6 protein-coding genes and 4 pseudogenes are annotated in these 11,621 nt (G+C 52.1%); 6 read left to right on the top strand and 4 right to left on the bottom strand.

Annotation, left to right across the window (positions count from 1 at the left end; translation table 11 throughout):
- Positions 1-276: 276 nt before the first annotated feature.
- Positions 277-429, top strand: a pseudogene (locus MFF40_RS27895) (IS630 family transposase); the annotation flags it as partial.
- Here the strand turns inward: MFF40_RS27895 and MFF40_RS27890 are convergent.
- On the bottom strand, positions 427-849 hold the full coding sequence (locus MFF40_RS27890) for an acyltransferase (RefSeq protein ID WP_238263070.1): 423 nt from the start codon (positions 847-849) through the stop codon (positions 427-429). The pseudogene MFF40_RS27895 and the gene MFF40_RS27890 sit on opposite strands and share 3 nt — an antisense overlap.
- Before the next feature lie 1,029 nt (positions 850-1,878).
- A pseudogene (locus MFF40_RS27885) lies at positions 1,879-2,052 on the bottom strand (IS481 family transposase); the annotation flags it as partial.
- A 497-nt stretch (positions 2,053-2,549) separates the two neighbouring features.
- Here MFF40_RS27885 and MFF40_RS27880 point away from each other — a divergent pair.
- The 3 genes and pseudogenes from MFF40_RS27880 to MFF40_RS27870 all read left to right on the top strand — a co-directional run bounded on the left by MFF40_RS27880 (position 2,550) and on the right by MFF40_RS27870 (position 7,260).
- Positions 2,550-3,639: pseudogene (locus MFF40_RS27880) on the top strand (IS630 family transposase).
- Positions 3,640-5,230: 1,591 nt separating this feature from the next.
- Positions 5,231-6,319, top strand: a complete 1,089-nt coding sequence (locus MFF40_RS27875) for an acyltransferase family protein (protein WP_238263068.1) — start codon at positions 5,231-5,233, stop codon at positions 6,317-6,319.
- Between the two features lie 695 nt (positions 6,320-7,014).
- Positions 7,015-7,260: a transposase gene (locus MFF40_RS27870; protein WP_187278272.1), complete on the top strand. Its 246-nt coding sequence runs from the start codon at positions 7,015-7,017 to the stop codon at positions 7,258-7,260.
- A 24-nt stretch (positions 7,261-7,284) separates the two neighbouring features.
- On the opposite strand, the gene tnpB is transcribed toward MFF40_RS27870, so the two are convergent.
- On the bottom strand, positions 7,285-7,641 hold the full coding sequence (gene tnpB / locus MFF40_RS27865; RefSeq protein WP_147899617.1) for an IS66 family insertion sequence element accessory protein TnpB: 357 nt from the start codon (positions 7,639-7,641) through the stop codon (positions 7,285-7,287).
- Positions 7,642-7,663: 22 nt separating this feature from the next.
- On the bottom strand, positions 7,664-8,026 hold the full coding sequence (locus MFF40_RS28995; protein WP_368858856.1) for a transposase: 363 nt from the start codon (positions 8,024-8,026) through the stop codon (positions 7,664-7,666).
- Between the two features lie 684 nt (positions 8,027-8,710).
- On the opposite strand from MFF40_RS28995, the gene MFF40_RS27860 reads away from it, so the two are divergent.
- Together MFF40_RS27860 and MFF40_RS27855 are read left to right on the top strand one after the other, a co-directional pair.
- A complete protein-coding gene (locus MFF40_RS27860; protein WP_238263065.1) occupies positions 8,711-9,796 on the top strand; it encodes an acyltransferase family protein in 1,086 nt (361 codons plus the stop codon).
- A gap of 640 nt (positions 9,797-10,436) precedes the next feature.
- Positions 10,437-11,621, top strand: a pseudogene (locus tag MFF40_RS27855) (IS701 family transposase); the annotation flags it as partial.

Raw genomic sequence — 11,621 nt, 5'->3', positions numbered from 1 at the left:
GAGAACCAACGACGCCCCGACCAAACCGTGCCACCCGTTATGGGTTCACGACCTAAAGCCACGCCGACCTGGAGATCGTGCTGCGCGGCTTCAACGCGGCCTACAACGGCCGCCGGCAGCGCGTGCTCCAGGGGCTCTCGCCCGAGATGGTGCTGCGTCAGCGTCTCGAAGCCGATCCCGCATTGGCCAACCCAACCTACAGACCGCCCAGTTCTACTATCATCAAACGCGCCCTCCGCGTCGTTGCAGATGCCAAGGAGGTCTCGCATCCAGACACTCGATCTCGACCCTGACACGCTTGGGTTCCTGGACGAGACTGCCACCAACACGAAGATGGTTCACCGCTATCGGCGGCTTTCGTTTGGCGAACACCGCCGGGTCGCGGTGCCGTTCGGCCACTGGACGGCTATTGCAATCACGGCCAGCCTAATTCACGTTTCCTTCAAAATTTTTAATACGACGTGCTGGAGTGCCATAATATAAACAATCTTCGTCAGTCGATTCAACGACAAGGGAATTGGCGCCGATCACGCAACCGCGTTTTATAGTAACACCTGGCATGACAGTTACGTTGGCCCCGATCCAGCAGCCATCCTCAATGCTAACCGGTTTAATTATTGCTTCGATATTGCACCGTTGCTCGGAGGGGCCAACTTCGTGAGTCGCTGTTATTACGCGAAAAAATTGACCGATTCGGACATTCTTGCCAATAGACAGATCCCCGGCGCCGTCGAAAAAAAAACCGTAATTAATAAACGTCTCATTTCCGACAACAAGTTTCTTAGATTTAATTGTAGCGCCCGCCCATATGCAAGCGCTTGGCGATAACCTGTATCCGTATAGTATCATCATCTTTGTTCGGATAAACGCTGGGATAATCTCCGTTGATAGCAAAGCTGTGTAGACCCGATGAAAATAATCTGACATTTGGCATTCTCCAACTTAGCTTCGAGAGGCCTTGTTGCAAATAAAGAATAGTAAGTTTTACAAAAGTTGTATATAAAAGACTAATACATAGTATCTTATTAAAACTTTGCTAAGAAAAATTGCAAAACAGCTACTTGATCAAAATATAGAAAAAAAATAAACGTAATACATGCCCACTAAACAAATCGTTTCCGCCCAGTTGCCTAATTAATGCTATTTATAGGCAACAAAACCTGATCGAGATTTAATGAGTACTGTTACAATATCCTTTTTCATCACACCGCACCTAATCGCTTTACCATGATCCATATCGACTCACGCTTAATTTTTTAACATCAGCGCCGATGACTTGGCATGGGAATAAGCTTTTGACGCACCTTGATTGATCAACTTAGGCACTATAACGTAATTGAAAAAGCGTGATACCTAACGCCAGTTTCCTAGCGGAATGGTTCTTAATAAAGCCAAGTTTCATTGTTGAGGCTCAAAATCGCGCGATCGAATATTGCAATGGCGTTGGCTTCAGTGAACATTAGGTCGTGTTAGTTCCAACTCAATAACCTTTTTGCCAAATTAAATCTGGTCATTACATGATATGGAGAGTGCACTGATGCTTGTTTCGATCGCCGTTTGCACATGCCCTAATCGCCCCATCTTTCAGTTAAAGGCGATCACGCCTTTCCATGACGCATGCCTAAGCGTAACGCTTGAGTGACCGACCCGCCGCGATGCCGGATTAACTATGATAAATCCTGCCTGGCATTCGTGCGGCCAGAAGCTACAAATTGAGTTACTGGCTGGGCTGCATCGCCAAGGGTTAACGCACGGAGCTTGCTATAATAAGCGCCACAATCTTGACAGACAAATAGTGTGTTCTCAAATTTAACCGTTGATCATGCTGGACTTTCGGTTTAGGTTGTGTGACGGATTGAGTCTTAGGCGCTCGGGCTCTTAAGTCTTGATTTGGCAAATGAATCCTTGTTGTGTGAGGCCGCTTAGGGTCGTAAGCCGGCGTCCGTAAATGTAGGCCTTCATGAGCGGCTAAGGTTGATAGCTGAGCTCGTCGTGGACGGCATGATGGTTGAACTCGACTGTCGCGTCCTTGGTTGTGCGGTTCATCCGCTCGAACTAGTCTTTCGTTCATATGCCCCGTGGTTTGATTAGGTGATGCTCGATCTTGGTCATCGCGTCGGGTCTGTCGAACAAGGACGCTGCGATGGGATGCGGGAGCTCACAACCGGTGAGAACACAGTGATTCCAGGAAGCGGGCGGACTGCCGCCTTGCCATCTCTCACTCGCGTCGCCGTCGCCCTCTAATTGCTACCTTTCATTCACCGAGCGTGGGAAACGTGCTGCTTCGGGCGCAAGGTCATGGAATTCGAGAGATGGCGAGGCGGCAGTACTCCCCGTGGGGAACTAACTTCGGCGCTGACAGCTCAGCCGATTTGGCTGCTGTTCCTGCAGCACTCAACGACAGACCGCGCAAGAGAGTAAGATGCCCCTCCGGCGAGGCTCTTGATGCGATCTTATGATCCAACCATGCTAGTGGTATGAGTTGGAGATTTCCTTGCGGTTCGGGACGTGAGAGCCGTCTGCTGGGCTTCCGAGCGGAGGTTGCTGCAATGGCGCGCGGTCCCAAACCAGCCGAACTTCATCTGAGCGGGGACGAGCGTGTGCAACCGGATGGCCTCTTGTGCCGCCGCAACGTCGGTCAGGCGCTAGCCCAGCGTGCTCCTATCGTACTGGCCTGTGCCGAGCCCGGCTCTACGAACACCAGTATCACCCGCAGTCTCGGGGTCAATCGCCCGAGCGTCACGACCTGGCGTGCCCGCTTCGTCGCCAACCGCCTCGACGGCCTCGTCGACCTGCCCCGCTCCAGTGCGCCGCCTACCGTCGAGGACACAGCGATCAAGGCGATGATTACGCTGACTCTCGAAGGCCAGCCGAAGAACGCCACCCACCGGTCGACGCGCTCCATGGCGAATCGGGTCGGAATGAGCCTGACCATGGTTTCGCGGGTATGGCGCGCCTTCGGCCTTCAGCCCCACAGGACCGAGACCTTCAAGTTGTCGTTTGATTCCGCCTTCGTCGACAAGGGCGTAATGTCGTCAGCCTGTACATGCCCCGCCGCACCGGGCCATCGTGCGGTGCGTGGACGAGAAGCCCCAGATCCAGGCGCTGACCGGCACGGCCTCTGTGCTGCCGATGCAGCCCGGCCAGCCAGAACGCCGGAATCACGACTATCGCCGCCAGGGTACGACCAACCTGTTCGCCGCCCTCGACGTTCGGACGGGGACCGTGATCTTCAGTTGTACGTGTCGGCATCGTTCGGTTGAGTTCCGCGCCTACCTCGATCAGGTCGAGGCGAGCATGCCGAGGGACCTCGACGTCCATCTCATGCTCGACAACGCCGCCACTCACAAGACTCAGCTGATCCACGACTGGCTGGTGAAGCGCCCACGCTGGTACCTGCACTTCACCCCGACATCCGCCTCGTGGCTCAATCTTGTCGAAGGCTGGTTCGCTCTTCCCACCCGCCAAAGCCTGCAGCGCGGCGCCTTCGAACGAACCGACGATCTCGAAGCCGCGATCCACGACTACATCAACCACACCAACGCCGACCCGAAGCCCTTCGTCTGCACCAAACCCGCCGAAGCCATCCTCGCCAGCGTCGGACGCTTCTGCCAAAGAATCTCAAACTCACACCACTAGCCCGCAACGTCCTAATCTCGCCGAACGCTTGAGCGATGAGGACGTCGCGCGGCGGGTGCGCGTCTGGGCCAGCAGCCCATTCAACCGAGACGATCGCCGAGGTGTTGATGATGACCTCCTCGGAGCCGCAGGGCAAGGTCACACATCGGACCAGCCATGCCATAGCCCGTGACGCGGGCGTCTCGTAATACTCCGTGCGGCAGCCGTGAACCGCTCAACGTCTCCCGCCTAAACGGCTGCACACGTTCAAACGCTCCCGCTTGCTTGTCAGTGCAGCAAATGTTGAAAATCTCGTCGGGCTCAAGAAGGCTTCAATTCAACAATCGGCTTTGCTGTCCATCAATGAGAACAGCCAATTCCAAGCGCTGAAGCTGAGTAGCTCCGACCATACCGACCCTCAAACCCACCTATATCTATTATGGCACCAAGACATTTTTGCCGCTAAAGATGCCCCCCGGGTATGGTACTCGGCTGCTCCATGCAGCGTCCCTAGAATGGCGAAATATCCGGTTTCTCGACGCCGATGAAGCCGCAACAATTTTTGGCACGGCGATCCATGCCATACTCGAGAACGCTGCAACATCCAAACTTCTTAGGGTGCCAAGCCGGCTCGCTCGCCACCCACACTGAACCTTCTAATTCACCGTGCCCCTCGCCGCTGATATGTACCCAGTCGAGCTCATTTTCTCCGCGCTCACGATGCGTGGTTGCGCGGCTCTTTTCGACGTTATCGACCTGCAGGCCGCGATCAAACGCTAAGTTGCCGACCCCAACCGATGCGTCAGATCTTTAGTACGAGACAAACATATCACAGCAATCATTGCCAAAGCTCGCTGACCGACTTAATATTAAACAATGGTTAACGCAGCGGCCGCATCATACTGCTAGAGCGGATATTATTAAGAAGTTCGCCGCGCGTACATTGAATTTTTTACGTGACTTTGATAGATCATGGGGGTCGACGCTGAACATGACCATGCTACCAGCGACTATCTGCGGCCAACTACAATTATATAAAATGCGTAAATGGTATTAGGCGAGTTGGGTGGCTCAATCTGATAAAAGATCGAAACTTGGCGATTGACTTGACTTGTCACATACTGACCTGCAAACAAATGATTTACCGCTACGCGTTCTCATTAGATAAATCGCCAGACACAATAACGGCTTTAAAAAAGGGATCTATCAACTATTATAGATAAACTAGCTTTTAAAAACGTGGACTAAATGCGACTGAATTTAGCAACGTGCCGCTCGGGAGTGATATTGCATCTCAATTGTTCACTTAATGCTAGACATTGATATAATCCAATATCCAGCGAGATCCTGCACGTGTACATAAGCGAGTGATAAAATTTTACGAGCGAGTGCGCTTGCGGTAAAATAAAGATACTTCAATTTGAAGCGAAGCGTCGAATCGATTTTCAGAACTTCCTCAAGCCGATCGGATGGCCTTTGTTTAAACAGAGACTAACTTAATTTATGGATCGGACGTTCAAACGATTGCTAGTATATATAGTCTCATAGTTTTGCTATAACAAAAAACATACATTCTGAAAAATGGTAACGAAACTCTAGTACGCCAGCAGCAATGTCTCGTCAATTGATCGGGTTAGAGCAAGTGGACATTGAAAGATCTGATAGGAAGGCTTGGATTGATGTTGCGCGTGGAGTATCTATATTTCTCGTCGTAATCTACCATATAAATTTATGGTTTGACGATTTAGGATTTGGAATGCCCATCCTGCTGCTCCTAGATAAAGCGTTTCGGTCAATACGTATGCCATTATTTTTCTTCGTTTCCGGTTATTTACTGGCAATAAACAAAAACTCCGACTGGACTGCGCATATACACCGTAGACTAAGGCTAGTTGTTTATTTATATGGTTTGTGGGGCCTTATTGACTGGATCGTTGCCTACGAATTCAATTTGATTACAACGCGTATGAAATTTGGAAGCTCTTTTTCTCAACTTCTCTCCATGTGGTATCGTCCGGAAACTGGACTATGGTTTATATGGGCCTTAGCGATTTATCTTTTATTGGCCAATCTTTTCACTCAGATAAAACCCGTATTTGTGCTTTTTGCCACCTCAGTTCTGTCGGTTCTTGCCATGAGCAAATATTTTCCAATGCTCAACTTCGCTCAAAACAGCAGTCTTTACTATGCGCCGTTCTTTTTTTTGGGGGTTACCTGTGGTGGAGGCATTGAAAAGATCATACTGCGCTACATTATGCCGAGCTTCGCGATATTATTTTCAGCATACGCAATAGTATGCGCTGTATTGATGGATATGGATTTTAGTGGATTAGCTTTTGGAATAGTAAGGTTTGCAGATTGTATTATCGGCGCCCTGCTTGGGTGCTGTTTCGCCGTTCTAATATCGAAGTATAAAGTATGCCGATGGTTGTTTGGTAATCTTGGGCGGAAGACATTGCAAATCTATTTACCTCACGAGACAATAGTCGCTTTATTAACAATACAGGCCGTTCAATATATTGACTATTTTAATATCAAAAGCCTAATACTCGTTCCTGTTGTTCTTTTCTCCGCAATTTTAGGGAGCTTGGTGCTGGCCGAATTAGCTATGATTGGAAGGTTTAATTTTTTATATCGAATTCCTGACACTTTTGAATTAATTCTTAAACGCAGGCAGGCGTTAGATCGCTCCAAATCGTGATTTTGAAAACCTCTCATTATAAATCAAAAATTAAACATGGCCCTCAAACAGCGGGTGCATTGCAAATGTGCGAACGATTCTGGAAAGTATTCAACAAATACAAAATCTATTCAATTTCTTCGTTTCATGCTCCTGCATTGAAAATGTCGGTGTGTTTTTCGAAAGTTTTGCCACAAAGTAACGACTTGAGCGGCAACCAGAGTCAGTTGTACCGGCACCAATATCGTCAACCGTAGATCGACGTCAGCGTGATAGCTCAATAACTTGCCGACCCCCATTTGGTGGCTCAGGTTCAAGGTTATTGCATGGCTGGTTTGGAGTTGATCCGGTTTTCACTCCATGGCCGATGCGAGCTTTTGGGCTGTGACAACTTGGTTGGCAAAGGAACGGTGCGTCAAGCGACTCACGGCCGTGTGGGGTTGATCTTCATCGCCTTGGTGTCTCCAGTCCTCCACGTGTTCGCGGGCATCCGCCAGCGCCAGGAACAACAAGATGTGCAAAAATTATGTCCGTGAACGACTATTGGACAACTCGATGTAAGCGTTGTTGATCCGCTATCTTGCCCACTAGAAGTTCGATCTCGACCTCTTTCAAAATAAGCGTTGTCTGGGCGGTACCTTCTGGCAGACGGCGTGAAGGCAACATACTGAGCGGAATGGGACCTCCGTCACGCGTCGATGTCAGGGCGTATCCTTATGTCGGAGCCGATCCGGCGTTTTGAGCTGTTCACCGGGGCCGGTCCGCGGCGAATATGGTCGGATGAGGAGAAGACGGCAATCGTCGTCGATAGCGATGGGCCGGGCACCTCGGTCAGCGCGGTGGCCCGCCAACACGAATTGTGCGCCCCGCAGTTGTTCACGTGCCGGCTTTCGGCGCGGCAGGTCGAGACGCACGACGACAAGAGATTAGAGCATATCTGCCAGTATCTTACTACTGTTTAGAAGCAGCCGGACCATCCTCTCTGTTCACCCTGCGACCGCCGGTAAGCTGACCGGACGCGCCGCATGGACGCGTTTCCAGTCCAGACCTTCAACGAGAGCCGCCAGCTGCGCCGTGCTCAACCGGACTACACCGTCCTCGGTCTTCGGCCAGCAGAACTGACCGACCTCCAGACGCTTGGCCGCGAGGATTAGTCCGAACCCGTCCCAGACCAGAAGCTTCACCTGGTTGGCCCGTTTCGAGCGGAACACGTAGACCGTGCCGGAGAACGGATCCGCGTCCATCGCGTCGCGGACCAGAGCCACCAGCCCGTCCATGCCCTTGCGGAAGTCCAAGGGCCGGGTGGCCAGCATCACGAGCACCACGCCAAATGGCCCGATCATGCCGAGCCCTTCAGGGCCCGGATCACCGCCGCGATCTGGGCGGCGCTCGCACCCTGAGCGATGCGGACCGCGACGCCGGAGATCTCCAATTCGATCCCGGTGATGCCGGATCGCGCCGTCGCGCAGGTCGGGACCGCTGCGCAAGTGCAGCCAGCGGCTCGGGCGTCGGCTCCGCGACGAGAGCGGGAACGAAGCTCATCGCTGTGGGTACCTGCGCGGCCTCAAGCGCGCGCCGCGCCTCTCGGCGCCAGCCGAAAACCTGTTGCGGCGTCAGCCCTTGGCGGCGGGCCACCACCGTTACGACCGCGCCGGCCCGGAGCGTTTCGTCCAGGACCGCCGCCTTGGCGTCGGCCGACCAGACCCGCCGTCCGCCCGAGCCGTTGATGACATCCAGCGCCTCGGTTCAAACCTACGCTCAATTCCAGCCACGAGCCGATCCCCACGCCCCAAAACAATGGCTATCAGCATCAAAACTCGTCACGCCAACCGAAAAGGCGGACCGAGACTCCGCTTACTGACCGTTCAGCCATCACGGCGCAGTACTGAGGTGATCCGACCGTAGCCATAGCGAGAGTACTGGAGCGCAAGTGCGACGACGGTGCATGTCTCTTTGGCCGTTTAACCTAATCACCCTTAAATCCGCCGCTCTCGGACCGCCAACATTAATGCGCGACTTCCGTTGCCTCGATGGACGGGATTGCCTCGCATACTTTGCGACCTTTTGAGAGTAGAACGTGACATGGCGCAGTTTGGAAGCAAGCTCGCCGGCTATCTTTTGTTCAATATTATGATAACGTCCTGAATTGTACTCAGATCCACACCTAGGGCAATTTCTTTCCAGCTGATGTGAAAAATGTATAAACGGCAAATAAAGGAAATTCAATTTAGAGAAAATAGAAATCCAAACAGAATAAACAACTATCTCATTTGAGGTCAATGACGGACGGCCGAGATTTTTTGAACCTGAATCTTTACTGCGATTTGCTAATGCCATAGTAGCACGGGTGCAAGAGCTTGTATCATTGCAGAACTTCGATTTGTGTGTGCACGAACGCAGGTAGCCAGCTACATGAACGATTGTCAAATGAAGCGGTTTGAAATGCTGGATCTTTTGAGAGGCTGGGCCTCAATAGCTGTCGTAGCATTTCATTTAGGTACGGTTAAATTAAGTCCTGGCCTTGTATCCCATGGTTACCTTGCAGTCGACCTCTTTTTTCTATTAAGCGGATTTGTCATTTTTCACGCTTACGAACCTGTTTTGGTGAGAGGGCTGCCTTTCTCCAGTTTTATGGTCAGTCGCGTTGTAAGATTGTATCCGTTAGCTTTCCTCGGTGCCGCTTTAGGATTCTTCGTTCTGATACTAAAATTCTTACTGTATCCCGAAAAAGTAGACGATATATTTAGAATTCTAATTTCCGGATTTATGAATCTTTTAATTTTACCGTCCCCTTTTTCGGGAGCAGGAGCTCGATACGAGCTGTTTCCCACAAATGGACCGCTATGGAGCTTATTTGCGGAGTTGCTGATAAACTTCACATGGGCGCTATGGGGCTTTAAAGCACGTAGTACTATTATTGTCGGAGTCATCGTTGTGAGCGCGGCGCTGATGGTAGTGAGCGCTAAATTTAACAGCACACTGAATATCGGTTTTGATATAATGACAGCTTTCGGTGGAGTATCGCGAATATGCTTCGGCTTCTATCTCGGAATTATACTATACAAAGTTAAATTTTTTCTGCCGCGGCTGCATTCGAAAGCGTGGCCTGTATTGATTTTGGTAATATTATCAGTAGTATTCGTTGGTCCGCCAGATGGATTAAACATTTCGAGGGTCTGGTGGGATTGTACTTCTGCAATCGTCGTATTGCCAATCATAGTATTGACAGCATCTCTAGTTCGACCAATTGGTCGTCTCTCGCAGTTTTCCGGAGACGTCTCTTATCCGGTTTATGCTCTGCATTTTCCTGTGCTGCTGCTAGTATCTGGTTTGCATCAGGGAAATCTACCGGGCACTAAAAATTGGGTTCTGTGCGTCGGATCTTTGGTTTTAGTTATATGCATTGGCCTTTGCGCAGCTAATTTATACGACATTCCTGCAAGAAGGTTTTTGAGACGCTTGGCAGCAAGGTGGGTTCCTGGGTATGGCGCATATTAGAGGCGCAATGTTAAGGTTTATTCAAGATCAAACGAAAATAAAATTGCAGCAGTCAAAACGCATTTTATGACCGCCTACATGGCTCGCAATGGCTTGAGTACTAAATACCTTTTAAGCGTCATGAAGTTACTCCCTTGGTCGTTGAATGCAATAACAGCGATCAGTCGACCATTGTTGTGCATCTATTATGTTTTGGAAAATGAGATGTTGTTTTATCTAATTTTTTCATAACGCTAGGTAAACAATGATCAAGACGGGCAAGTTCTTCAAGTCAAAATAATTGCGCGAGCCTCATACAAGATATGTTTTTTAAGGCATCAAAATAATTAGGGTTGCTGCTTGCTTAACGCCGGCCGCAGGTTTCGATTTAGGTTGTGTTTTCCCTTCCTGATTCGAAAGTCACTCAAACTCGCGTCGTCGACCTTGCTCTAGCGGAGCAGATCTTCCAAGTGAAGATGATTTCCTCGGAAGGCGTCATGGTGAAAAGGTGGCGGTTGCGTTTGGCCTCCCCCCATTTGGTGGGCCAATTCTAAGTTGATGTATCATTAGTCGTCATAACCTCCAACTTATACCTCGAGTACTACTGTGTCATAAATTTTGGGTGTAGGGTTTGCGATTCGCTCTCGTAATGGAGCGAGGCATGGATCGCTTGAACTCCCCGCTGGCTGCCGACCAGCCGCGCTTTGCGGCTTATCTGAAGGCTTTGTCAGGCGTCCTGGGTCATGCTGATCGGATCGCTCCGCTGAAGCCCTACTGTACGGGTCTCCTCCTGCCGGGTGCTCGCAAGAGCATCGAGCCGATGGCGGCCCGGATCGCGCCAGCGCGTCTCTAGGGCTCCCATCAGGCGATGCATCACTTCGTGGCCAAGGGCCAATGGTCGGACGAGGCTTTGCTGGCCCGGGTACGCAGCGAAGTCCTGCCGCTGATCGAGCGTCAGGATTCGATCCAGGCCTGGATCGTCGACGATACGGGCTTTCCCAAGATAGGCCGCTACTCGGTCGGGGTGGGACGGCAATACTGCGGTCAGATCGGCAAGCAGGACAATTGCTAGGTTGCCGTGACCCTCGCGGTGGCCAACACCCAGGCCAGTCTGCCGGTGATCTATCGCCTCTAACTGCCGGAAGCCTGGACCCAGGATGCCGAGCGGCGCAACAAGGCCGGCGTGCCCGAGGATATCGGCTTCCGGACCAAGCCGGAGATCGCGCTGGATCAGATCCGAGCAGCCTTGGCCGATGGGGTGCCACCCGGCCTCGTTCTGGCCGATGCCGGATACGGGATCGACACGGCCTTCCGCACGGCGCTGACGGCGTTGGGCTTGTCCTACAGTGTGGGTGTTCAGTCCTCGACGAGCCTGTGGCCTCCCGGAACGGCACCCCTGCCGCCCAAGCCCTGGAGCGGGCGCGGGCGCGGGCGCGGGCGCCCAACCACCCGGGTGCGACGGAGCCCTGAGCAAAAGTCACTCTCGGCAGAAAAGCTGGCCGGATCTCTGCCGGAGGCCGCTTGGCAGCGTGTCACATGGCGCGTTGGCACGAACGGTCTGCTGACCTCGCGGTTTGCGGCCGTGCGGGCGCGTCCAGCGCATCGGGATGAGTTGCGACACGAGCCACGTCCCGAGGAGTGGTTCCTGATCGAGTGGCCAGACAACGAGGATGCGCCAACCAAATACTGGCTCTCGACCCTGCCGGCAGAGACGCCCCTGGCCGTGTTGGTCGGCCGGACGAAGCTGCGCTGGCGTATCGAGCTGGACTACCAGGAGCTCAAACAGGAGATTGCGCTAGGGTCTGGACTCGATCAGCACCAGAACGCGATGACGGCGGCGAGAGCG

This window comes from Methylobacterium mesophilicum, assembly GCF_022179445.1.
In the GTDB taxonomy this organism is placed as follows: Bacteria; Pseudomonadota; Alphaproteobacteria; order Rhizobiales; family Beijerinckiaceae; genus Methylobacterium; species Methylobacterium mesophilicum.
The sequence above is the reverse complement of the archived record's forward strand: the minus strand, read 5'-3'. Positions and strand labels throughout refer to the sequence as shown.

Bases quoted from the DNA above. Each gene is read 5' to 3' on its own strand.
- MFF40_RS27890 (WP_238263070.1), bottom strand. From the start codon at position 849: ATGATACTATACGGATACAGGTTATCGCCAAGCGCTTGCATATGGGCG.
- MFF40_RS27875 (WP_238263068.1), top strand. From the start codon at position 5,231: ATGTCTCGTCAATTGATCGGGTTAGAGCAAGTGGACATTGAAAGATCT.
- MFF40_RS27870 (WP_187278272.1), top strand. From the start codon at position 7,015: ATGTCGGAGCCGATCCGGCGTTTTGAGCTGTTCACCGGGGCCGGTCCG.
- tnpB (WP_147899617.1), bottom strand. From the start codon at position 7,641: ATGATCGGGCCATTTGGCGTGGTGCTCGTGATGCTGGCCACCCGGCCC.
- MFF40_RS27860 (WP_238263065.1), top strand. From the start codon at position 8,711: ATGAACGATTGTCAAATGAAGCGGTTTGAAATGCTGGATCTTTTGAGA.